This is a genomic window from Pseudomonas sp. EU05-FHT14B02 (genome assembly GCF_058791055.1).
Genome location: NZ_JBYTDD010000003.1, coordinates 279,318 through 302,786 on the forward strand (window position 1 = coordinate 279,318; position 23,469 = coordinate 302,786).

The 23,469-nt window shown below is 59.3% G+C and carries 23 protein-coding genes; 15 read left to right on the forward strand and 8 right to left on the reverse strand.

Annotated features, from left to right (window positions below; translation table 11 throughout):
* The first annotated feature begins 49 nt into the window (after positions 1-49).
* Genes flgB through flgE form a run of 4 tightly spaced genes read left to right on the forward strand, consistent with a single transcriptional unit; the run spans position 50 to position 3,005 of the window.
* Positions 50-457, forward strand: a complete 408-nt coding sequence (gene flgB / locus AC3WTM_RS05050; RefSeq protein WP_102669967.1) for a flagellar basal body rod protein FlgB — start codon at positions 50-52, stop codon at positions 455-457.
* Positions 458-460: 3 nt separating this feature from the next.
* Positions 461-904, forward strand: coding sequence for a flagellar basal body rod protein FlgC (gene flgC / locus AC3WTM_RS05055; RefSeq protein ID WP_102669966.1), 444 nt, complete (start codon positions 461-463; stop codon positions 902-904).
* Positions 905-919: 15 nt separating this feature from the next.
* Positions 920-1,642: a flagellar hook assembly protein FlgD gene (gene flgD, locus AC3WTM_RS05060; RefSeq protein ID WP_102669965.1), complete on the forward strand. Its 723-nt coding sequence runs from the start codon at positions 920-922 to the stop codon at positions 1,640-1,642.
* Between the two features lie 31 nt (positions 1,643-1,673).
* On the forward strand, positions 1,674-3,005 hold the full coding sequence (gene flgE, locus AC3WTM_RS05065) for a flagellar hook protein FlgE (protein ID WP_102669964.1): 1,332 nt from the start codon (positions 1,674-1,676) through the stop codon (positions 3,003-3,005).
* Between the two features lie 265 nt (positions 3,006-3,270).
* Here flgE and AC3WTM_RS05070 read toward each other — a convergent pair whose 3' ends face one another.
* Positions 3,271-6,165, reverse strand: coding sequence for a ribonucleoside-diphosphate reductase subunit alpha (locus AC3WTM_RS05070; RefSeq protein ID WP_102669963.1), 2,895 nt, complete (start codon positions 6,163-6,165; stop codon positions 3,271-3,273).
* A 738-nt stretch (positions 6,166-6,903) separates the two neighbouring features.
* Here AC3WTM_RS05070 and AC3WTM_RS05075 point away from each other — a divergent pair.
* Entirely contained in the window at positions 6,904-7,626 is a 723-nt protein-coding gene (locus tag AC3WTM_RS05075) for a response regulator (RefSeq protein WP_102669962.1), read from the forward strand.
* Positions 7,623-9,233 (forward strand): ATP-binding protein, encoded by a 1,611-nt coding sequence (locus AC3WTM_RS05080; RefSeq protein ID WP_102669961.1) that lies wholly within the window; start codon positions 7,623-7,625, stop codon positions 9,231-9,233. Before AC3WTM_RS05075 ends, AC3WTM_RS05080 begins: the two co-directional genes overlap by 4 nt.
* 108 nt (positions 9,234-9,341) lie before the next feature.
* Here AC3WTM_RS05080 and AC3WTM_RS05085 read toward each other — a convergent pair whose 3' ends face one another.
* Positions 9,342-10,067, reverse strand: a complete 726-nt coding sequence (locus AC3WTM_RS05085; protein WP_207238418.1) for a 4'-phosphopantetheinyl transferase family protein — start codon at positions 10,065-10,067, stop codon at positions 9,342-9,344.
* A 233-nt stretch (positions 10,068-10,300) separates the two neighbouring features.
* Between AC3WTM_RS05085 and AC3WTM_RS05090 the strand changes: the two genes are divergently transcribed.
* From AC3WTM_RS05090 to AC3WTM_RS05105, 4 genes are all read left to right on the forward strand, one after another.
* Complete coding sequence (locus AC3WTM_RS05090) at positions 10,301-10,903, forward strand: hypothetical protein (protein WP_102669959.1); 603 nt, start codon at positions 10,301-10,303, stop codon at positions 10,901-10,903.
* Between the two features lie 120 nt (positions 10,904-11,023).
* Positions 11,024-11,701 (forward strand): response regulator transcription factor, encoded by a 678-nt coding sequence (locus AC3WTM_RS05095; RefSeq protein WP_102669958.1) that lies wholly within the window; start codon positions 11,024-11,026, stop codon positions 11,699-11,701.
* Entirely contained in the window at positions 11,698-13,044 is a 1,347-nt protein-coding gene (locus AC3WTM_RS05100) for an ATP-binding protein (RefSeq protein ID WP_102669957.1), read from the forward strand. Before AC3WTM_RS05095 ends, AC3WTM_RS05100 begins: the two co-directional genes overlap by 4 nt.
* Before the next feature lie 196 nt (positions 13,045-13,240).
* A complete protein-coding gene (locus AC3WTM_RS05105; protein ID WP_102669956.1) occupies positions 13,241-13,996 on the forward strand; it encodes a polysaccharide deacetylase family protein in 756 nt (251 codons plus the stop codon).
* An 83-nt stretch (positions 13,997-14,079) separates the two neighbouring features.
* Here the strand turns inward: AC3WTM_RS05105 and AC3WTM_RS05110 are convergent, their stop codons facing one another.
* Positions 14,080-15,078 (reverse strand): AraC family transcriptional regulator, encoded by a 999-nt coding sequence (locus AC3WTM_RS05110; protein ID WP_102669955.1) that lies wholly within the window; start codon positions 15,076-15,078, stop codon positions 14,080-14,082.
* Positions 15,079-15,416: 338 nt separating this feature from the next.
* Here AC3WTM_RS05110 and AC3WTM_RS05115 point away from each other — a divergent pair, with 338 nt between their 5' ends.
* Positions 15,417-16,751: a dicarboxylate/amino acid:cation symporter gene (locus tag AC3WTM_RS05115; RefSeq protein ID WP_102669954.1), complete on the forward strand. Its 1,335-nt coding sequence runs from the start codon at positions 15,417-15,419 to the stop codon at positions 16,749-16,751.
* Positions 16,752-16,895: 144 nt separating this feature from the next.
* Entirely contained in the window at positions 16,896-18,077 is a 1,182-nt protein-coding gene (locus AC3WTM_RS05120) for a CaiB/BaiF CoA transferase family protein (RefSeq protein ID WP_102669953.1), read from the forward strand.
* A 116-nt stretch (positions 18,078-18,193) separates the two neighbouring features.
* Here AC3WTM_RS05120 and AC3WTM_RS05125 read toward each other — a convergent pair whose 3' ends face one another.
* Together AC3WTM_RS05125 and AC3WTM_RS05130 are read right to left on the reverse strand one after the other, a co-directional pair.
* The gene (locus tag AC3WTM_RS05125) at positions 18,194-18,688 is read right to left on the reverse strand and encodes a SprT family zinc-dependent metalloprotease (protein WP_057713644.1); all 495 of its coding nucleotides are present in this window, start codon (positions 18,686-18,688) and stop codon (positions 18,194-18,196) included.
* A 157-nt stretch (positions 18,689-18,845) separates the two neighbouring features.
* Positions 18,846-19,448 carry a Yip1 family protein gene (locus AC3WTM_RS05130; protein WP_007988750.1) on the reverse strand — a complete coding sequence of 201 codons (603 nt, stop codon included), beginning with the start codon at positions 19,446-19,448 and terminating at the stop codon, positions 18,846-18,848.
* Between the two features lie 282 nt (positions 19,449-19,730).
* Between AC3WTM_RS05130 and ttcA the strand changes: the two genes are divergently transcribed.
* Together ttcA and AC3WTM_RS05140 are read left to right on the forward strand one after the other, a co-directional pair.
* On the forward strand, positions 19,731-20,555 hold the full coding sequence (ttcA, locus tag AC3WTM_RS05135; RefSeq protein WP_008051493.1) for a tRNA 2-thiocytidine(32) synthetase TtcA: 825 nt from the start codon (positions 19,731-19,733) through the stop codon (positions 20,553-20,555).
* Between the two features lie 123 nt (positions 20,556-20,678).
* Entirely contained in the window at positions 20,679-21,353 is a 675-nt protein-coding gene (locus tag AC3WTM_RS05140; protein WP_102669952.1) for a DNA-3-methyladenine glycosylase I, read from the forward strand.
* A gap of 89 nt (positions 21,354-21,442) precedes the next feature.
* On the opposite strand, the gene AC3WTM_RS05145 is transcribed toward AC3WTM_RS05140, so the two are convergent.
* From AC3WTM_RS05145 to arsC, 3 genes are read right to left on the reverse strand one after another with little or no spacing between them, the layout of a single operon-like run.
* A complete protein-coding gene (locus AC3WTM_RS05145; RefSeq protein WP_102669951.1) occupies positions 21,443-21,868 on the reverse strand; it encodes a DUF2069 domain-containing protein in 426 nt (141 codons plus the stop codon).
* 1 nt (position 21,869) lies between these two features.
* Positions 21,870-22,466 (reverse strand): NAD(P)H:quinone oxidoreductase, encoded by a 597-nt coding sequence (gene wrbA / locus AC3WTM_RS05150; protein ID WP_057713647.1) that lies wholly within the window; start codon positions 22,464-22,466, stop codon positions 21,870-21,872.
* Positions 22,463-22,816: an arsenate reductase (glutaredoxin) gene (arsC, locus tag AC3WTM_RS05155; protein WP_102669950.1), complete on the reverse strand. Its 354-nt coding sequence runs from the start codon at positions 22,814-22,816 to the stop codon at positions 22,463-22,465. The genes wrbA and arsC overlap by 4 nt, the downstream gene beginning before the upstream one ends.
* 114 nt (positions 22,817-22,930) lie before the next feature.
* On the opposite strand from arsC, the gene AC3WTM_RS05160 reads away from it, so the two are divergent.
* On the forward strand, positions 22,931-23,398 hold the full coding sequence (locus AC3WTM_RS05160; RefSeq protein ID WP_102669949.1) for a TlpA disulfide reductase family protein: 468 nt from the start codon (positions 22,931-22,933) through the stop codon (positions 23,396-23,398).
* Positions 23,399-23,469: the final 71 nt, after the last annotated feature.

Consider the following 23,469-nt stretch of genomic DNA (forward strand, 5'->3'; position numbering starts at 1 on the left):
TTGCTAAGTTGATTCTACGAAAAATCAGGTCACCCGAAGGTTTCCCGACATGAGCATCAGCTTCGATAAAACGCTCGGTATCCACGAACAGGCCCTGGGCTTCAGAGCCCAGCGTGCCGAAGTCCTGGCCAACAACATCGCCAATGCCGATACCCCGAACTACAAGGCTCGGGACCTGGACTTCTCGAAAGTGCTCGCCGAGCAGAACGAGAAAACCAAAAGCGGCACTTTCGCCTTGAACATGACCAACAGCCGTCATATCGAGGCTGAAGGCCTGGGCAATGGCGACGAGTCGTTGCTGTATCGCACGCCGATGCAACCGTCGATTGACCAGAACACCGTGGACGCCCAGCTTGAGCAGTCGAACTACGCGGAAAACGCGATCGGCTTCCAGGCCAGCTTCACCCTGCTCAACAGCAAATTCAAAGGGCTGGTGTCAGCCCTGCGCGGAGAGTAAGCCATGTCTCTATCCAGTGTTTTCAACATTGCCGGTAGCGGCATGAGTGCGCAGACCACGCGTTTGAACACCGTCGCTTCGAACATCGCCAACGCCGAAACGGTCTCGTCGAGCATCGACCAGACCTACCGTGCGCGTCACCCGGTATTCGCCACCATGTTCCAGGGCGGGCAGAGCGGCGGCAGCAATTCGCTGTTCCAGAGCCAGGACGCCGCCGGTCAGGGTGTTCAGGTGCTGGGTGTGGTCGAAGACCAGAGCAATCTTGACGCGCGCTACGAGCCGAACCATCCGGCGGCCGATGCCAAGGGTTACGTCTACTATCCGAACGTCAACGTGGTGGAGGAAATGGCTGACATGATTTCCGCAAGCCGTTCGTTCCAGACCAACGCCGAAATGATGAACACCGCAAAAACCATGATGCAGAAGGTCCTGACCCTCGGTCAGTGATAAGGGGCGACTCAGATGAGTGTTACCGATTCCACCAGTGGTTTGAGCCTCAACGATATCCTGGCCAACTCCTCGATCAAGACCAGCACCACGACTGACGGCCTCGCGTCGGCAACCGGCAGCGCCACGGGCAACAAGGCCCTGGGCAAGGATGCATTCCTGAAATTGCTGGTTACGCAGTTGAAAAACCAGAATCCGCTGGAACCCCAGGACAACGGTGAATTCGTGGCCCAGCTGGCGCAATTCAGCAGCCTGGAAGGCATCACCACGCTCAACGATACGGTGACCGGCCTGGCCAACAACTACAACTCGTCCCAGGCCTTGCAGGCGTCGTCGCTGGTGGGGCGTTCGGTCATCGCTCCAGGCGACAAGGCGGTGGTCGATACCACCAAGAGCCTCAGCGGCACGGTGGTCGTTCCGTCTTCGGTGGCGTCTGCCACCCTGAAGATCACCGACGCAGCCGGCAAGACAGTGCGTACCATCGACCTCGGTTCGCAGAAGGCCGGCAACGCCAGCTTCATCTGGGACGGCAAGAACGATGCGGGTGAGACCGTACCTGCAGGCACCTATACCTTCGGCGCCACGACCACGATCGATGGTCAGTCCGTTGCGTTGATCACCAACCTGCCAGCGACCGTCAACAGCGTGACCATCAGCCAGACCGGCGGTGAGTTGATGCTCAATCTGGCCGGGCTGGGCAGTGTTGCTCTGTCCAAAGTACAAACCATTGGTATGTAGAGCCGACTAACACGGCATAAAGGAGTGGATGATGTCTTTTAATATCGGCCTTAGCGGTCTCTATGCAGCCAACAAACAACTGGACGTGACCGGTAACAACATCGCCAACGTCGCGACCACCGGTTTCAAATCGTCCCGTGCAGAATTCGAAGACGTGTACTCGGCGACCCGCCTGGGCACCGGCAGCAAGACCGTCGGCAACGGCGTGCGCCTGGCCAACGTTTCCCAGCAGTTCGGCCAGGGTGACGTGAGCAACACCGGCAACGTGCTCGATATGGGTATCCAGGGCAACGGCTTCTTTGTCCTGAGCAACAACGGCTCGCTGACCTATACCCGTGCCGGTACGTTCAAGACCGACAAGGAAGGCTACGTCACCAACAGCGACGGTACTGCCCGCCTGCAAGGATACGGGGTGGACTCCAACGGCAAGATCGTCAACGGCGTGCTGACGGACCTGCGGATCGACACGTCCAACCTGGCACCGAAGTCCACCAGCACCGTGTCGTCGACGATCAACCTGAACTCGACGTCGGCAGTGATCGACCAGACGGTTGCGGCGAACAAGTTCAATCCGTCCAAGACCGAGACCTTTACCAAGTCGTTCAGTACCCCGATCTACGATACACAGGGTAACCAGCACACCATGGATCAATACATGGTCAAGACTGGAGCGAACACGTGGGACACCTACACACTGATCGATGGCCGCAATCCGGATGGCAGTGATCCTACTGTTACCGCGCCGGTTGCTTCGACCATGTCGTTCGATTCCACCGGCAAACTGACTTCGGTCAGCACACCAGTGACGCCTCCAACCACGCCACCGACTTCGGTGATCAGCAGTGACCTGAAAATCACCAACTGGACCCCGGGCAGTGTCACCAATGGCGTCTGGACAGCCAACGGTGCCGCAGCCGATCCAGCAGGGTTGACCATCGCCATGGCCAGCACTACCCAGTTCAATGCTGACACTGCGCGCTCTATTCCGGCGCAGAACGGTTATGCCACGGGCCAGATCACCAACCTGACCATCGACGGCAGCGGTGTGCTGCTGGCCAACTTCAGTAACAACCAGACCAAGCCGATCGGCCAGATTTCCCTGGCCAGCTTCACCAACGAGCAAGGCCTGCAGCCAGTAGGCGGCACCAGCTGGAAAGAAACCTACGCGTCGGGTATCCCGGGCTACGATGCGCCGGAGACCGGCACCCTGGGTTCGATCGTTTCCAACTCCCTGGAAGAGTCCAATGTCAATCTGACCAACGAACTGGTCGACCTGATCAAGGCGCAGAGCAACTACCAGGCGAATGCCAAGACCATCTCCACCCAGAGCACGATCATGCAGACCATCATTCAGATGACTTGATGCCGGTTGGCTGAACGTGCTGCACAAGGAGCCCTTCGCAAGAGGGGCTTTTTTGTGCTCGCCGAAAGTCTGTAGGAGCAGCCGGTCGACGCTCTATTGCTCGCGATGGTCTTGAGAACGACGCGTGTATTCAGGATGAACCCGTTATCGTTTACGACCATTGCGAGCAAGCTCGCTCCTACAGGCAGGCAAAAGAAAACCCCCGACCCGCCAGAGGCTGATCGGGGGTTTCGAGCAAGCACCTTTGGGTGCTTGCTGGCTCAGCTTATTGGCAAGCTTCGCAATCCGGCTCGTCGATGGCGCAAGCCTTTGGCACTGGAGCGGGACCTGCAGGCGCCGCCAGAACCGAGTCGTCACCGTGGTTGCCGCCGCTGGAAACCGCGTTCAGCTTGCCGGTGTTGATAGTCGACTTCTCGGTGCTGGTCGCAGCCAGGGCACGGAGGTAGTAAGTGGTTTTCAGGCCACGGTACCAGGCCATGCGGTAGGTCACGTCCAGTTTCTTGCCCGAAGCGCCAGCGATGTACAGGTTCAGCGACTGAGCCTGGTCGATCCACTTCTGACGACGGCTGGCGGCGTCAACGATCCACTTGGTGTCCACTTCGAAGGCAGTCGCGTAGAGCTCTTTGAGTTCTTGTGGGATGCGCTCGATCTGCTGCACCGAACCGTCGTAGTACTTCAGGTCGTTGATCATGACCGAGTCCCACAGACCGCGAGCCTTCAGGTCGCGAACCAGGTACGGGTTGATCACGGTGAATTCGCCCGACAGGTTCGACTTCACATACAGGTTCTGGTAGGTCGGCTCGATCGACTGCGATACGCCAGTAATGTTGGCGATGGTTGCGGTAGGTGCGATGGCCATGATGTTGGAGTTACGGATACCTTTCTGCACACGGGCGCGAACCGGTGCCCAGTCCAGGGATTCCTTCAGGTCGACATCGATGTACTTCTGGCCACGGGCTTCGATCAGGATTTGTTGCGAATCCAGCGGCAGGATGCCTTTGGACCACAGCGAACCCTGGAAGGTCTCGTAGGCGCCACGCTCATCAGCCAGGTCGCAGGAAGCCTGGATCGCGTAGTAGCTGACCGCTTCCATCGACTTGTCGGCGAACTCGACGGCAGCGTCGGAACCGTAAGGAATGTGCTGCAGGTACAGTGCATCCTGGAAGCCCATGATGCCCAGGCCTACCGGACGGTGTTTGAAGTTGGAGTTCTTCGCTTGCGGCACCGAGTAGTAGTTGATGTCGATAACGTTATCGAGCATGCGCACGGCGGTGTTCACGGTGCGTTCCAGCTTGGCGGTGTCCAGCTTGCCGTCGACGATGTGGTTCGGCAGGTTGATCGAGCCCAGGTTGCAAACGGCGATCTCGTCCTTGTTGGTGTTCAAGGTGATCTCGGTGCACAGGTTCGAGCTGTGGACCACGCCCACGTGCTGCTGCGGGCTGCGCAGGTTGCATGGGTCCTTGAAGGTCAACCATGGGTGGCCGGTTTCGAACAACATGGACAGCATCTTGCGCCACAGGTCTTTGGCCTGGATGGTCTTGAACAGCTTGACCTTGCCCGGGTACTCGGTCAGGGCTTCGTAGTACTCATAACGCTCTTCGAAGGCCTTGCCGGTCAGATCGTGCAGATCCGGCACTTCGGATGGCGAGAACAGGGTCCACTTGCCGTCATCGAAGACACGCTTCATGAACAGGTCAGGGATCCAGTTGGCGGTGTTCATGTCGTGGGTACGACGACGGTCATCACCGGTGTTCTTACGCAGTTCGATGAACTCTTCGATGTCCATGTGCCAGGTTTCCAGGTAGGCACATACAGCGCCTTTGCGCTTGCCACCCTGGTTAACGGCGACGGCGGTGTCGTTCACTACTTTGAGGAACGGTACAACGCCCTGGGACTTGCCGTTGGTGCCCTTGATGTACGAACCCAGTGCACGGACTGGCGTCCAGTCGTTGCCCAGGCCGCCGGCGAATTTGGACAGCATGGCGTTGTCGTGGATCGCGTGGTAGATGCCCGACAGGTCATCCGGCACGGTGGTCAGGTAGCAGCTCGACAGCTGTGGACGCAGGGTGCCGGCGTTGAACAGGGTCGGGGTCGACGACATGTAGTCGAAGGACGACAACAGGTTGTAGAACTCGATGGCACGGGCTTCGCGGTCTTTCTCTTCGATCGCCAGGCCCATGGCCACGCGCATGAAGAACACCTGCGGCAGTTCGAAACGGACACCGTCCTTGTGGATGAAGTAACGGTCGTACAGGGTTTGCAGGCCCAGGTAGGTGAACTGCTGGTCGCGCTCGTGGTTGATCGCCTTGCCGAGTTTTTCCAGGTCGAAATTGGCCAGCTCAGGGTTCAGCAGTTCGTATTCGATACCCTTGGCGATGTAGGCCGGCAGCGCTTTGGCGTACAGGTCGACCATCTCGTGGTGAGTGGCGCTCTCGGCCACACCGAGGAAGCCCAGGCCTTCGGCACGCAGGGTGTCCATCAGCAGGCGCGCGGTCACGAACGAGTAGTTTGGCTCGCGTTCAACCAGGGTACGGGCAGTCATTACCAGGGCGGTGTTGACGTCGGTCAGGGCCACGCCGTCGTACAGGTTCTTCAGGGTTTCGCGCTGGATCAGGTCGCCGTCGACTTCTTCCAGGCCTTCGCACGCTTCGGTGACGATGGTGTTCAGGCGACCCATGTCCAGTGGCGCCAGGCTGCCATCGGCGCGGGTGATGCGGATCGACGGGTGAGCGTTGACCGCTTCCTCGGCCGGTGCGTGGGCAGCGCGTTCTTTCGAACGACCGTCGCGGTAGATTACGTAGTCGCGGGCAACTTTCTGCTCGCCGGCACGCATCAGGGCCAGTTCGACCTGGTCCTGGATTTCCTCGATGTGGATGGTGCCGCCCGATGGCATGCGACGCTTGAAGGTCGCGGTGACCTGTTCGGTCAGGCGGGCAACGGTGTCGTGGATTCGCGACGAGGCAGCGGCGGTGCCGCCTTCAACTGCGAGAAACGCTTTGGTGATGGCGACGGTGATTTTGTCATCGGTGTAGGGAACGACAGTGCCGTTACGCTTGATCACACGCAGTTGGCCTGGCGCGGTGGCGGACAGATCCGAATTCGAATCAGCGGCCTGCGGCAAGGTGCCCTGCGGGTTCTCGCGAGTTGTGTCGGTTTGCATGGGGGGGTGTCTCCACATTCTCTATGTTTGTTTGGGCACCATCACGGTGCCCACCGTTCCGTCCTGAAGCACTACAACCGGCGAGCGCCGGGCATAACAACTTCGGGACAGTAGGAAGGGGGCTATAGGGCGCCGCTTCCATGCCGAAGTCTTTGGTCTCACGCCTTGGGCCTGAGACCGGAGTCCTTTGAGGGTGACAGTTGGGACTGCAACACCCGTACCGTTTTCACCACTCGGGGCCGAAATACAGTAGCCATCCGCACGCGCGGTTTGGTCTTTCAAAAATACGTATGGTTCAACCGGACAGAGGCAATAAAAGCGCTTGAAATTGGTGTCTGGTTTGTGTTTGGTTTTTTGCGCAAAACCCTACATCTAGGGGTTTTTTAGCGCCGGGGTACAAGATAATGCGTTTTGGGGGGCGATTGCAACGTACTGCCTGTGGATAAACCTGTGCGTAAATTGTGTGTGAAAGAGGTAACTGGCGTGTAGGCCGCGACGCTGCTGGACCGGACCTTTTTTCAGCGATTTTCAACCATCGAAAACGCTCGGGCGGATTTTTAAGGGCGCGAACCCTATCACAAAAAACCTTGTTGTCCGAACGCATTTACCCGCTTGTGTTCTCGACGGGCGGCGTTTATACAATCGGCCCAGTGTGTATACATATTTTTCCCCCCGAATCATTACAAAAAGAGGGGCGGATCCTTCCTTATTAGTGTTTTTGGCAAGCAGAGGTCACCCGTGGAGCAAGAAGCCTGGCAGGTATTGATTGTGGAGGACGACCAGCGACTGGCCGAACTGACCCGCGATTACCTGGAAGCCAATGGCCTGCGTGTATCGATCGAAGGCAATGGTGCGCTCGCTGCGAATCGCATCATCAAGGAACAACCGGACCTGGTGATCCTCGACCTGATGCTCCCCGGTGAAGATGGCCTGAGCATTTGCCGCAAGGTCCGCGCCCGGTATGACGGTCCGATCCTGATGCTCACTGCCCGCACCGATGACACTGACCAGATTCTCGGCCTGGACCTGGGGGCTGACGACTACGTCTGCAAACCGGTACGCCCGCGCCTGCTGCTGGCGCGCATCCAGGCGCTGCTGCGCCGTAGCGAAACGCCCGAAGTCGCCCCGGAAAAACAGCGGCGTCTACAGTTCGGCCCGCTGATCGTCGATAACGCCTTGCGCGAAGCCTGGCTGCAGGGCAACGGCATCGAGCTGACCAGCGCCGAATTCGACCTGCTCTGGCTACTGGTGGCCAATGCCGGGCGTATCCTCTCCCGGGAAGAGATCTTCACCGCGCTGCGGGGCATTGGCTATGACGGTCAGGACCGCTCCATTGATGTGCGCATCTCGCGTATCCGCCCGAAGATCGGCGATGATCCGGAGCATCCACGGCTGATCAAGACCGTGCGCAGCAAAGGCTATCTGTTCGTTCCCGAGGCTTGCGTAGATCTGTCCCTGTGAACTCGATCTTCCTGCGTATCTATGGCGGCATGTGCGCCGCGCTGATTCTGGTGGCGGTGCTCGGTGTGCTGGCGTTGCACCTGCTAAATGAGGTGCGCAGTGAGCAATACCGCGAGCGCCTGGCCCACGGCACGTTCTCGCTGATGGCCGACAACCTGCAACCAATGAACCAGACCGAGCGACATCGGGCCTTGTTGGTGTGGGAGCGGCTGCTGGGGATTCCGCTGGCGCTGAAAACCTTTGCCGAGACCGACCTCGACCTGACCCAGCGCACCCGTGTTTTGCGCGGTCAGGCACTGGTGGAACAGACCGGGCCGCACGCAGCGAAGGTCTACAAGCTGGTCAGCGACAAGGAACAGTTGATGCTCACCGGGGAGGTGCAGCAGATCAGCGAGCAACTGGCCCGGGCGACCATCTACCTGTTGACCGATGAACTGGTGCGCACCCCGGTCGCCGACCAGCCCTTGCGCCTGGCGCAATTGAAGGAAAGCAAGGGCTTCGGCTTCGATCTGCGCCTGGTCACGGTTGACGAGGCGGACATGGATGAAGACCAGAGTCGTCGGGTATCCGAGGGCGATACGGTGATGGCGCTGGGCAAGGGGGGGGATTCAATCCGGGTATTTGCCGGCATGGTGGGCACGCCGTGGGTCTTGGAAATCGGCCCTTTGTATCAGATGAATCCTTATCCGCCGGAGTGGTTGGTATTGATCGCCGCGCTGGGCCTGACGCTGATCGGTTTGATCGTCTATCTGTTGGTGCGTCAACTGGAGCGACGCTTGCGTGGTCTGGAAGCCGCCGCAACGCGCATTGCCAAAGGCAGCCTGGAAACCCGTGTGCCGGCGCGCGGCGCGGACTCGGTGGGACGGCTGGCCTCGGCGTTCAACGGCATGGCCGAACACTTGCAACAGTTGCTGGCTATCCAGCGCGAACTGGTGCGTGCGGTGTCCCACGAATTGCGCACGCCGGTGGCACGCCTGCGCTTTGGCCTGGAGATGATCGGCTCGGCTACCACACCGCAAGCCCTGGAAAAATACTGCCAGGGCATGGACCACGATATCGAGGACCTCGACCGGCTTGTGGACGAGATGCTGACTTACGCGCGGTTGGAGCAGGGCTCGCCGGCACTGAACTTTCAGCGGATCGATCTGGATGCCTTGGTCGATCAGGTGATCGAAGAACTGGCGCCGTTGCGCGCCGACGTCACGGTGCAACGGGGTTTGTGTCTATCGGCTGCCGATAACGACGACGCCTGGGTCGAGGCTGAACCGCGCTATCTGCATCGGGCGATTCAGAACCTGGTGACTAATGCCATGCGCCACGCGCAATCACGGGTAACCATCAGCTATCAAGTGGGGCAGCAGCGATGCCGAGTGGATATCGAGGATGACGGGCCGGGTGTGCCGGAGTCGGCGTGGGAAAAGATCTTTACGCCGTTCCTGCGTCTCGACGACAGCCGTACCCGCGCGTCTGGAGGCCATGGGTTAGGCCTGTCCATTGTGCGACGCATCATCCATTGGCATGACGGGCGGGCGTTGATCGGCAAGAGCAAGAGCCTGGGCGGGGCGTGCTTCAGTCTGAGCTGGCCGCGCAATCAGGAGAAGCGTTAAGCCTTGTGGTGTCTGTTGCGGCCCCATCGCGAGCACGTTCGCTCCCACACTGGATCCCCTGTGGGAACGAGCTTGCTCGCGATGGCGGCCTGACAGGCACCAAATACTTCAGGCCTTGATGCTGACCAGACTCAGCAACTGCCCGTCCTTGACTCCGAACTGCGCATCCAGCTCGGTGCCATTGCGCCATTCGCTGGACAGATCAGTGAGCAGTCGCAACCGCACCTCACCCGATTCACGCCACTCCAGCACTTCGGCGTGTTCGAAATAAAAGCGTTGCTGAACGATCGGATAGAGCGCCTTGAACAGGCTTTCCTTGACCGAGAACGTCAGGGTGACCAGCAACGCCCGTTGATTGTTATCACCGGCCGCCATGCGCTGTAGCTCCGGCGGATTGAGGATTTCCCCGGCCAGGCGTTCGGCCCGTTCGGCATTGAGCAGGTTCTCCAGGTCCATGCCCAGGCCGCGCCAATGGCTTTTTTTCGCCACGATCGCTGCGGCCCGGCCAGTGCTGTGGGTGATCGAGCCGGTGATATGAGCAGGCCAGACCGGTGCCCGGTCTTCACCGACGGCCGGAATGAAACTCAAGCCTTCCAGTCGCTGTAACGCGGCCCGGGCACACACTCGCCCGGCGAGAAATTCCGCCTGCCGTTTGGCCACCGAGCGCTGGATGCTCGCCGGCGCTTCGACAGCGCTGCGCTGAAAGTCATCGTTGCCCAGTCGGGCGCTATCGAAATGAGTACTCAGCAGGACCGTATCGGGCAGCACAAACGGCAGCGGCCAATGGTCATCGAGGGGTGTGCAGCAGACGGGCAGGGCGGGGGTTGAATTCATATCTGGCATTTTGCCGGGTTGGCTTGAGGCTGGGTAGTGCAAAGCTGCTGACGAGTTGGTAGTCGGCGCCGGCCTTGTCCATTACATGGTCGGATCTGCTGCTGAAACGTGTCGAAATATTCGGGGCGGGTCGGTTCAGCCCAGGTTCAGGGTGCGTTCAGGGGGAGTTCAGGGCGCGGTGCGTAACCTTGCCTCGTACCCAAAAAACAATCGGCACATGAGGTAACTCCCCAATGACTGGATTCAAAAAACTGCTTCTGGCATTCACGGTTCTGAGCGCAAGCACCGCGGCTTTCGCGTCCGACGACAACTTCGCCAGTCTTACTCTTGGACAGACCAGCGACAAGGTTAAAAAATCCCACGCCCTGAACGACAACCTCAATCACCCGAACGCCGATGGCGTAATCGGCAAGGACACCACCTGGGGTGTTCGTCTGGGCCAGCAAAACACCAAGGGCCGCTACTACGCCACTTACGACAATGTGTCGGGCTCGCACAACGGCATTAAACTGCGTCAGGAAAACCTCCTGGGCAGCTACGATCTGTTCTACCCAGTGGGCGCTAGCACCAGGCTGTTCGGTGGCGCCACGGCCGGCCTGACCAAAATGACTCAGGAGTCGCCAGGCTTTAGCCACGACAGTGATATCGGCTACGCCATCGGTGGCCAGGTGGGTGTGCTGCAACAGGTTTCGCAAAACACCTCGATTGAACTGGGTTACCGTTACCTGCGCAGCAACGCCAGCACCGAGATGAGTGAACGCGGCGGCAGCAAGCAGGGTTCGCTGGACCTGACCAGTAGCGCCCAAACTTACCTGTCCGCCAACTACGCTTTCTGACAAGCGTTTCGTGAACGGCCTGCGCCGGATCAGCCCGAGTGACTGATCCGGCGTTGCCATGTTAGCTCTTGAGGTGCGACGTTTCGCCTCTGGAGATGTTGATTTGCCCGGGAGAGCAATATGAAATTGCTGGTCGTCGAAGACGAAGCGCTGCTGCGTCATCACCTGCAAACCCGCCTGACGGAGAGCGGCCATGTGGTCGAGTCCGTGGCCAACGCCGAGGAGGCACTGTACCAGACAGCGCAGTTCAACTTTGACCTGGCAGTGATCGATCTCGGTCTGCCGGGCATGAGCGGGCTCGACCTGATCCGGCAGTTGCGCTCAAGTGGCAAAACCTTCCCGATCCTGATCCTCACCGCGCGTGGTAACTGGCAGGACAAGGTCGAAGGCCTGGCCGCCGGCGCCGATGATTATGTGGTCAAGCCGTTTCAGTTCGAAGAACTGGAGGCACGCCTGAATGCTTTGCTGCGACGCTCCAGCGGTTTCACCCAGTCGACTATCGTCGCTGGCCCGTTACTGCTGGATCTGAACCGCAAGCAGGCGTCCCTCGACGAACAGCCGCTGGCACTGACCGCGTATGAGTACCGCATTCTCGAATACCTGATGCGTCACCATCAGCAAGTGGTGCCCAAGGATCGCTTGATGGAACAGCTCTACCCGGATGACGACGAGCGTGATCCGAATGTGATCGAGGTGCTGGTCGGCCGTCTGCGCCGCAAACTGGAGGGGCCGGGCGGGTTCAAACCGATCGACACCGTGCGCGGCTTGGGCTACCTGTTCAACGAGCGTTGCACTTGATCCGTTCGCTGCGCGTACGCTTGATGCTCGCCGCCACGCTGTTGGCGGTATTGTTCATGCTGGCGTTGTTGCCTGCAATGCAGGGTGCGTTCAGCCTGGCGCTGCAGGACTCCATCGAGCAGCGTCTGGCATCTGACGTGACCACGCTGATCTCGGCCGCCCGGGTGGAGAACAACAGCCTGCAGATGCCAGCGCAATTGCCCGACGAGCGCTTCAACCTCACCGACAGCCGATTGCTCGGCTATATCTATGACCGTGAAGGGCATCTGGTCTGGCGTTCGAAGGCGACCCAGGAAGAACGCATCAACTATAAGCCGCGCTACGACGGACGTGGCAGCGAGTTTGCGCGGATCCGAGAAGCCAATGGCCAGGAGTTCTTCGTCTACGACGTCGAGGTCAAGTTGCTCGGCGGCAAAAGTGCAGCCTTCAGTATCGTGGCGTTGCAGCCGGTTCGCGAGTACGAACTGACCCTCGAAGGCCTGCGGGAAAATCTCTATCTGGGTTTTGGCGCGGCACTGCTGGTGCTGCTGGCGTTGCTGTGGATCGGCCTGACCTGGGGCTTGCAGGCATTGCGGCGCTTGAGCCAGGAACTGGATCAGATCGAAGGTGGCACCCGCGAAAGCCTCAGTGAGGAACATCCCCGGGAATTGCTGCGCCTGACCGGTTCCCTCAACCGTTTGCTGCATAGTGAGCGTGAGCAGCGCAGTCGCTATCGTGATTCCCTCGATGACCTGGCTCATAGCCTGAAAACGCCCTTGGCGGTACTGCAAGGCGTCAGTGAAGACATGGCCCAGCGTCCCGAGGATCGCGATCAGGCCTGGGTGCTGCAAGCCCAGATCGAACGCATGAGCCAGCAGATCAGCTACCAGTTGCAACGCGCCAGCCTGCGCAAAAGCGGCCTGGTACGTCATCAGGTGCATTTGCGGCCGGTACTGAAAAGCTTGTGCGACACGCTGGACAAGGTTTACCGCGACAAGCGCGTACACGTCGCGTTCGATTTGCCCGACCCATGTTACGTACCGATCGAGCAGGGGGCTCTGCTGGAAATGATGGGCAATCTGCTGGAAAACGCCTATCGCCTGTGCCTGGGCGAAATACGCATCAGTGTGCGTGAAACCCACAGCGGCACGCAGTTGTGTGTCGAGGACGACGGCCCTGGCGTACCACAGGATCAGCGCGCACGGATTCTCGAGCGTGGAGAACGGCTGGATCGCCAGCACCCGGGGCAGGGTATCGGCCTGGCGGTGGTCAAGGACATCATCGAAAGCTACAGCGCCAAGTTGACCCTGGGGGATTCACCGATGGGCGGAGCGGCGTTCCGGATTTATTTTCCGGCGGTGTGAACGGGTATTTGATAGCAGTCTTTTCGGGCTACAGGTATCAAGCGTTAAACGACCGGCAACAATATTTTGTTGGCGTTCAGCCGTTTGGTGGCAAGTAATAAGCCTCGCCTTATTAACGACATGCACACGCAGAGTCTGTGTTGATTGCATGAGGGGATAGGGGCTGAAGCGTTACAAGCCACCAAAGGAGATAAAGATGGAAAGGAAGAAAGTTTGGCTGACGTTTGACGACGGTCCTCGGCAAGCACAGACCGAAACCGTGCTGGAAACACTGGCGCTGTTTGATATCAAGGCAACGTTTTTTATTGTTGGCAATCTTGTTGCCAGACATGGCGAGCGTATCAAGCGCATCCTGGGCGAAGGGCACCGGATCGGCAATCACACTTACGATCATCTAAGGCTGGTCGGCCAGGACAAAGACACCATCATCGATCAAGTCAAAATGACGGAGCAGGCGCTGACTCCCTACCAGCAGCCGGATCTGATCATGAGACCGCCTTATGGCGCTCACGACGCGATGGTCGATCGCACTGTCGCCGAGTTGGGGTATCGGCAGGTTCTCTGGAACGTGGATACCCTGGACTGGAGCAGCAACTACCAACCGGGGGGCTGGGTATCCCATGGTGTTGAGCAAATAAGGAAAAGAAAGAATTCCATTGTGCTGATGCACGACATTCATGCGACCACGGCCAATAATCTTGGCCGGTTCATCGGACAAGTAAACCTGCTGGGCGATGTGGACTTCGAGTCACCGGCCACACTGGCGATTGCGCCGGTCAGTCAGTCGAATATGTATGTGGTGGTAAGGGGCGATACATTGTCCACAATTGCCAGAGAGTTTTATGGTGATGCTGCCAAATACCTACTGATCTTTAATGCGAACAGGTCGGTGCTGGATCATCCAGATAAAATTTACCCAGGCCTGTCACTGATCATCCCGCCTCTAGGGTAAGCGTTCGCCAAGTCTGGGCGGGGTATTTTCCGGTACGTTCGGGAGGACACCAGTGATCACTGCGTAACGCGGGTGCTGAAAATTCAGCTCTCCTGCGCCCGATAAGCCCCTGGCGTCAGCCCCGTCCACTTCTTGAACGCCCGGTGAAACGCCGACGGCTCGGAAAACCCCAACTGCTCGGCGATCTGTTGCAACGACAGGTCTGCGCGGCTCAAGTGATAAATCGCGATGTCCCGGCGCAACTGGTCCTTTAATTCCTGAAAGCTCGAACCCTCTTCCCGCAAATGCCGGCGCAAGGTCTGCGGGCTGATGTGCAGGTGGGCGGCCACGGCTTCCAGGTCGGGCCAGTGTGAACTGTCGCGACTGAGCAAGCGACGCAGGCGGCTGCTCAAGCTGTCGCCATCGTCCGGACGCGAGAGCAGGTCGGCGGGGGAGCGTTCGAGGAAGTGCTTGAGGGTGCGTTCATCCTGCAACAACGGCATGGCCAGGTAGCGACTGTGAAACAACAGGCTGCTCTGGGGCCTTGAAAACTCAAGCGGACAGGAAAACAGCAGATCGTACTCGGCGCCGTGTTCCGGCCGGGGGTAGCTGAATGTGGCCTGTTCCAGGCGAATGCGCTGGCCGATCAACCAGCTGCCGAAACGGTGCCAGATCACCAGCAGGCTTTCGCTGAGGAAATGATCCGGGTCCCAGAGCTGCGAGTCGTCCAGACTCAGGCGCACCCATTCATCTTCACGGCTCAGGGTCAAACGCGGCGCCCCGGGGAACAGGCTATAAAACAACAAGCCGCGATGGAGTGCCTTATCCAGGCTGCGGCAGTGAATCACGGCATGGCACATCATAGCGAAGCTGCCCGGCCTGCTTGGGGCTTGCCCGAACCCGAGGTATTCGTCGTCCAGTGCCAGCCATAACGCCTGGATCAGTTGGGTGAATTGCTCCGGAGCGATGCGTGCCCGGGGTTCGTCCAGCAACTCGGGGCTGATTCCCAGTTGCTGTAGCAAGCCCGAATAGTCGTAGCCGTGCCGACGCGCACCACCCAGGGCGGCGCGGGCGAAGTGACTGGCGATGGTACGTTCGCGCATGGCAGCAGATCTGACCGTTGATCGACGGATGTTAGCTGCGCACCGCGGGCGTGAACAGGGCGGATATCCGCCAAATTGCAGGACGACTTTCATTGCATGGGCGGAAATCCGCCACATTTTTGTACCCATTCGGTGACAGGGAATTCGCTGCAACCCCATATATAAAAAGGCTTGCAGGGATTTTACGGAAGGTGGCACGGGCCTTGCGATACAACGAGCAGATGCCTGCCGTTGCGCAGCTCGAAAAAACAAATCCCTCCAGTGCAGGAGGGTTCGCAATCGCGGTGTTGCGGGCAACAGCTGGATGTTGTCACCGGGCACCCTTGAGGAACTTTGCAATGACGACTCGTCAGCCACTGTACAAATCCCTGTATTTCCAGGTGATCGTTGCAATTGTCATCGGTATCGCGCTTGGTCACTACTATCCACAGCTCGGTGTGGCTGTTAAACCACTGGGTGACGGGTTCATCAAACTGATCAAAATGATCATCGCCCCGATCATCTTCTGTACCGTTGTCAGCGGTATCGCCGGCATGCAGAACATGAAATCGGTCGGCAAGACAGGCGGCTACGCGCTGCTGTACTTCGAGATCGTTTCGACCATCGCCCTGCTGGTCGGTCTGGTCGTGGTCAACATCGTGCAGCCGGGCAATGGCATGCATATCGACGTTGCCACCCTCGATGCCTCAAAGGTTGCCGCTTATGTGGCGGCCGGTGCTGACCAAAGCGTCGTCGGCTTCCTGCTGAACGTGATCCCGAGCACCATCGTCGGCGCCTTCGCCACCGGCGACATCCTGCAAGTGCTGATGTTCTCGGTGATCTTCGGTTTCGCCTTGCATCGCCTGGGTGCCTACGGCAAGCCGCTGCTGGACTTCATCGATCGCTTCGCTCATGTGATGTTCAACATCATCAACATGATCATGAAGCTCGCGCCAATCGGTGCCTTCGGTGCCATGGCTTTCACCATCGGTGCCTACGGTGTCGGCTCGCTGGTGCAATTGGGTCAGTTGATGGTTTGCTTCTACATCACTTGCCTGCTGTTCATCCTGATCGTGCTGGGCTCCATCGCCCGCATGCACGGCTTCAGCGTTTTGAAAGTGATCCGCTACATCCGTGAAGAACTGCTGATCGTGCTCGGTACTTCTTCTTCGGAATCGGTGTTGCCACGCATGCTGATCAAGATGGAGCGTCTGGGCGCGCAGAAATCTGTCGTGGGTCTGGTGATCCCGACCGGTTACTCGTTCAACCTCGACGGTACCGCCATCTACCTGACCATGGCTGCAGTGTTCATTGCCCAGGCAACCGATACTCCCATGGACATCACGCACCAGATCACCCTGCTGGTGGTGTTGCTGCTGTCGTCCAAGGGCGCTGCGGGCGTGACCGGTAGCGGTTTCATCGTACTGGCTGCCACCCTGTCCGCCGTGGGCCACCTGCCGGTTGCCGGCTTGGCGCTGATCCTCGGTATCGACCGCTTCATGTCCGAAGCCCGTGCCCTGACCAACCTGGTTGGTAACGCCGTTGCCACCATCGTTGTGGCCAAGTGGGTCAAGGAACTGGACACCGACGTGCTGCAAGCCGAACTGGCTTCTGGCGGTCGTGGCATTGCCGACGAGCCTAAAGACGATGTTTTGGGCCACGTCGAAGAGGTAGCCCCGGCTACCGCCAAGTAAGCCTGGTCCTGATGAAAAACCCGCTTCGGCGGGTTTTTTCATGCCCGGTATTTGAGCGTAACGGTCACTGCACGTGGCGTATAAGGTGATTGCTGCAAAGCGATCGGCTGCCTAGGCTGTGGACATCGTCAAGGGAGAACGCTCATGCTCGGTCCACTGGCATCACTCAAGGTTCTGGATTTCTCGACACTGCTACCGGGGCCGTTCGCCTCGTTGCTGCTGGCGGACATGGGCGCCGAAGTGCTGCGCATCGAATCGCCGACCCGCATGGATTTGCTGCGGGTGTTGCCGCCCCACGATCAAGGCGTGTCAGCCAGTCATGCCTATCTCAATCGCAACAAGCGCAGCCTCGCCCTGGACCTCAAACAACCTGAGGCGCTGGAGGTGATCCGGTCGTTGCTGCAGGACTACGACATTGTGCTCGAGCAGTTCCGCCCCGGTGTCATGGAGCGTCTGGGCCTGGGTTACGAAGCCCTGAAGGCGATCAATCCGAGACTGATTTATGTGTCGATCACCGGCTATGGCCAGACGGGCCCCTACAAGGACCGCGCTGGTCATGACATCAACTACCTGGCCCTGTCCGGGCTGGCGAGTTACACCGGCCGAGCCGACACTGGGCCGTTGCCGTTGGGCATGCAGGTGGCGGATGTCGCCGGTGGTTCGCTGCACGGGGTGATTGGCTTGCTGGCGGCAGTCATCGCCCGACAGCAAACCGGGCAGGGCCAGCATCTGGATGTCAGCATGACCGACTGCGCGTTCAGCCTGAATGCGATGGCCGGTGCCGGGTATCTGGCCTGCGGCGTCGAGCCGGGACCGGAAAACCAGGTGCTCAATGGCGGCAGCTTCTACGATTACTACCGCTCCAGGGATGGGCGCTGGCTATCGGTGGGCAGTCTGGAACCGGCATTCATGAAGCAGTTGTGCGCGGCGTTGGGGCTGGAGGAGCTGGCCGGCCTCGGCCTGTCACCGCAACTGGCGCATCAGCAACAGCTTAAGGACGCGCTGAAGGTCGAATTCGAAAAGCATGACTTTGCCGAGTTGCGCGCGCTGTTCGCAGAGCTGGATGCGTGTGTCGAGCCAGTGTTGAGCCTGGGAGAAGCGCTGTGTCATCCGCAGTTGCAGGCGCGGGAGTTGGTGACCGACGTACCTCGTGGCGATGGCTCGACCCAGGCGCAGATGGCTTGTCCGCTGAAGTTTTCGCAAGGTTTGCCTGAGCCCAGGCATATTGGCGCGGCGCTGGGGCAGCATACGGATCAGGTGTTGGGAGAGTTGGGGTTCAGTGCTGAGCGGATCGAGCAGTTGCGGCGGGCCAAGGTGATTCTTTAGTGCCTGTCAGGCCGCCATCGCGAGCAAGCTTGCTCCCACACTGGGTTTGTGTCACGCCACAGATTCCCTGTGGGAGCTTGCTCGCGATGGCGGCAGCACAAACACCGAAAATCCAACTACTCGACCCGCATCTCGCCACTGAACACCAACGTATTGCGGCACCGCCGACACAAATACCGCCGTCCCTGCCGAACCAGGCTGTGGCGCTGTGCCGAAAACGGGAAGTCGCTGTCGACGCACGGGCACTTGTAGATGTAGCGGGTCACGCTGCGGCGTTTGACGTCATAGGTGTGGCAGCGGTTGGGCGGCAGTTCGTACACGCCGCGCATGATCAGTTGCCACTCTTCACCATGGGGCTGGATGCGGTCGCCGAAAAGTTGGTGGGCGATCAGGTGCGCGACTTCATGGGCCACGGTCTGCTTGAGGAAGTCTTCGGTGTTTTCCCGGTACAGCTGCGGGTTGAAGCGCAGCAGGTTCTCGTGCAAATGCGCGACACCGGCTTTTTGCCCGCGCAGTTTGAGGCTCACCACGGGGCGCTTGAAAGGTCGTTTGAAAAAGGATTCGGCTAGTTGGAAGCAGTCTTCGACGCGGGTATTGAGTTGCTCGGGCATGCTTGATGGGTCTCCAGAGCGGTCGAGTATGCCGCAACCCTCGGACCTTGCGAATCACCAGGTTGCCGAATGGTCGTGTGCGTTCTCGTTGCTGAAGAACGAAAAGACCGCCTTGCGGCGGCCTTTGTCGGCAGTTCTGATTTTCAGTGATGAGCGGCTAACTGGTGTAGACCGGGCCCACGCCGAGTCCCCAGACAATTACTGTGAACGCCATGATGGCGACCAGCACCACCAGGCCTACGGCGAGCACCGAACTTGAAAACAGGAAGCCCTCGTCAGATGGAATGTTCATGAATGTCGGCAAGCCCACATACAGCAAGTACACCGTGTAGCAGATCGCTGCGGTACCGACGATCATCCCCAGCCACAGGTGCGGGTACAAGGCGGCGAGACCGCCGATGAACAGCGGTGTAGCGGTGTAGGTGGCAAACGCAATACAGCGGGCCAGGCTTGGGTTGGCGTCATAGGTGCGGGCCATCCAGTGGATGAAGGCGCCCATTACGGCTACACCACCGAGCATTGCAAGGTACGACATGACCGTCATCCATATCGCGCTTTCTACGGTCAGCATTACGGGAGGTCGATTGCCGATGACCCAGCCGACCTGTGTGGTGCCAATAAAGGCAGACACGGCGGGGATCGCCGCCAGGATCAGCGTATGGGTCAGGTACATGTGGCTGATGCTTTCCTCCTGGTCGCCACGGATTTCTTTCCATTCTTGGTCAGGGTGGGTGAAGAGCCCCACTACGTGATGGATCATGCCAGTCACTCCTCTTGTTTTTACCGTCGCCCCCCAGTGGAGCGCCTACGGGCCAATGCGGCCAAGCAAGTCATAGGTCTGAATTTGTATGTGACCTTATGTCGCAGTATAGGGAGGAGTTTCCCCAGAGGGAGTAAGGGCTTTAGAGCAAATCGCGCTGTAAACGCAGTTGTTAATCGCCGCAGGGTCTGTGGCGAACAGCCCTTTTGGCGAGGCACTTCGCCCCTGAGGCGTTTTTGCGTAAAATGCCGGCCTTTCGTCACACCTCACGGATTTCGCGTCATGGGCACTCTCACGGTCAACCAGAACAAACTGCAAAAGCGCCTTCGCCGACTGGCCGGTGAGGCAGTTGCCGATTTCAACATGATTGAAGACGGTGACAAGGTCATGGTCTGCCTGTCCGGTGGCAAGGACAGCTACACCATGCTCGATGTGCTGATGCACTTGCAGAAGGTCGCGCCGATCAAGTTCGAGATCGTGGCCGTGAACATGGACCAGAAGCAGCCGGGTTTCCCGGAGCACGTGCTGCCGGCCTACCTCAAGGAACTGGGGATCGAGTACCACATCGTCGAGAAAGACACTTACTCGGTGGTCAAGGAACTGATCCCGGAAGGCAAGACCACCTGCTCGCTGTGCTCGCGCCTGCGTCGCGGCACGCTCTACACCTTCGCCGATGAAATCGGCGCGACCAAGATGGCCCTCGGTCACCATCGCGACGACATCGTCGAAACGTTCTTCCTGAACATGTTCTTCAACGGTTCGCTCAAGGCGATGCCGCCGAAACTGCGTGCCGACGATGGTCGTAATGTGGTGATCCGTCCGCTGGCCTATTGCAACGAAAAAGACATCCAGGCCTACTCGGACTTCAAGCAATTCCCGATCATTCCGTGCAACCTCTGCGGTTCCCAGGAGAACCTGCAGCGTCAGGTGGTCAAGGAAATGCTGCTGGACTGGGAACGCAAGACCCCGGGCCGTACCGAGAGCATTTTCCGTAGCCTGCAGAACGTGATCCCGTCCCAACTGGCGGACCGCAATCTGTTCGACTTCACCAGCCTCAAGATCGACGAAAGCGCCGCATCGCGGTTCGTCAACGTGGTCAACCTCTAACTCAAACTGTGGGAGCGGGCTTGCTCGCGAAAGCGGTGTGTCTTCAGCATTGATGTTGGCTGACACTACGTCTTCGCGAGCAAGCCCGCTCCCACAGGTTTTTCGTTTACCTCAGGAGAGGGCATGCGCGACTACAAGTGGCTGAATGAGTACTGCTTGAACCGCTTCGGTTCGGCGGCCGAACTGGAAGCCCATCTGCCCGTTCCCAAGACCTCCGCGCAACTGCGCAAGATCAGCGACGATCGCTACCTCTCGACGATGGCGCTACGGGTGTTTCGCGCCGGGCTCAAGCACAGCCTGGTGGATGCCAAGTGGCCGGCCTTCGAAGAAGTGTTCTTCAAGTTCGACCCGGAAAAAGTCGTGCTGATGAGCGCCGAGCACCTTGAGCGTCTGATGCAGGACACACGGATCATCCGTCATCTGGGCAAGCTCAAGAGTGTGCCGCGCAATGCGCAGTTCATACTGGACGTGGCCCATGAAAAGGGTAGCTTCGGCGCGCTCATCGCCGACTGGCCGGTGACCGATATCGTCGGGCTCTGGACCTTCCTGAAAAAACGTGGACATCAATTGGGCGGGCTGTCAGCCCCGCGCTTCCTGCGGATGATCGGCAAGGACACCTTTGTACCGAGTTATGACGTGGTGGCGGCGCTGAATGCGCAGGACATCATCGACAAGGTGCCGAGCAGTCTGCGCGACCTGGCGTTGGTGCAGGACGTGTTCAATCAGTGGCATGAGGAAAGTGGCGGGCGGCCGATGAGCCAGATTTCGATGATGCTGGCTTATACCGTCAACCATTAAGACCGCGTCGCTCCATTCGCGAGCAAGCCCGCTCCCACATTTGATCGCATTTCAAATGTGGGAGCGGGCTTGCTCGCGAAGGCGTCAGGTCAGGCGATAGAAATCTCGCCCTCGCCAGCCAGCTTGCGATTCAACTGATACCGCCACCGCACATACAACAGCGCCGAGCAAAACACCGCCAGACTCGCGCCCATCTCCAGCAATCCGAAGACTTGCCGGTTCGGGTCATAGGCAGCCAATGCGCCCTTGATGAAGTACAGGTTCACCACAAAGCACATCCACGAATGCCCGCGAGGGCTGCCGACGATCATCCCCGGTGCCAGAATCAGCAGTGGCACCAGTTCGATCAACAGGATCACCCAGGGGCGTGCCCCATGCAGATCGGCAATCGCCAGGTAGTAAACACACAGCAGTCCCACCAGGCCGAAAAAGCACAGCAGGCTGATGGCGCGCATCGCCTTGACGCGTGGTTCGAGCCATTCGAGGGCGGGCAGGATCTTCGGCTTCTTGGCCACCTCAGCTCTCCAGTTTCTGTGCGGTCTTGGCCAGGCGCAGACCCAGCGCGCGGCACAACGCCACTTCATGGGCGTCCAGACCGCTTTTGCCGTCGGCGCCGGCGTGGTGGCTGGCGCCGTATGGCGTACCGCCGCCCTGGGTTTCCAGCAGTGCCGACTCGCTGTAGGGCAGGCCGGTGATCAGCATGCCGTGGTGCAGCAACGGCAGCATCATCGACAGCAGCGTGGTCTCCTGGCCGCCGTGCAGGCTCGCGGTGGAGGTGAACACACCCGCCGGTTTTCCCACCAGGGCGCCGGTCAGCCACAGGTTGCTGGTGCCGTCGAGGAAATACTTCAGTGGTGCCGCCATGTTGCCGAAGCGGGTCGGACTGCCGAGTGCCAGGCCGGCACAGTTCTTCAGGTCGTCGAGGCTGGCATACAGCGCGCCTTCGTCGGGAATCTCCGGCGAAACGGCTTCGCACTCGCTGGAAATCGCCGGCACCGTGCGCAGGCGGGCCTCAAGCCCGGCCTGTTCGACACCACGGGCGATCTGCCGGGCCATTTCGTTGGTCGAGCCGCTGCGGCTGTAGTACAGAACCAGAATGTACGGTGCACTCATGGCAACAGTTCCAGGATCTGCTCCGGTGGGCGGCCGATGATGGCCTTGTTGCCGACTTCGAGAATCGGTCGTTCCATCAGTTTCGGGTGGGCGGCGATGGCAGAGATCAATTGCGCTTCGCTCAGGCTGCTGTCGGCCAGGTCAAGGGTCTTGTACTCGTCCTCGCCGGTGCGCAGCAGTTGCCGGGCGCTGATCCCGAGTTTGCCCAGCAGGCTCTGGATCTGCGCGGCGTCCAGCGGGGTTTCCAGGTAGCGGACCACGGTCGGGGTCAGGCCACGGGCTTCAAGCAGTTCGAGCGCACCGCGGGATTTCGAGCAGCGCGGATTGTGATAAAGCGTCAGATCGGTCATGAGCGGGTCGCATCTTGCGTAAGGTGGCGGCTATTCTAACTGTGCAGCGCGCAATCCAGAACCGTAAGAGGCGATGGGTCGCAGGTGCATTCAATTTTTGACAAGGAACACGACATGACAAGGCGACTGGCAGCAGCATTGGCGATCATCGGGGCGTTGATGCTGGGGGGCTGCGGTAATGACTATGGCATCGACCAGGACGGCCACAAGATCGCCGCCGACCGACTGGACGGCAAATGGCTGGTCCTCAACTACTGGGCAGAATGGTGCGGGCCTTGCCGTACCGAGATACCGGAGTTGAATGCCTTGGCCGAGCAGCTCAAGGACAAGAAAATCGGTGTGTTCGGGGTCAACTTCGACAATGTCCAGGGGCAAGAGCTGAAGGGCGCGAGCGAGAAACTTGGGATCAAGTTCACCGTGCTGGCCCAGGACCCTTCCGAACTGTTCGAGCTACCGCTCAGCGAAGTATTGCCGGTGACCTACATCATCGATAACAAGGGCAAGGTGCGTGAGCAGTTGATGGGTGAACAGACGGCGGCGGGGGTAATGGCGAAGCTTGAGGCGTTGCAGGCGAAGAATTGATCGGATGATCGCTTTCATTGTGGTCAGGGGCTTTTTGTGGCGAAGGGGCAAGCCCCCTCGCCACAGGTTTA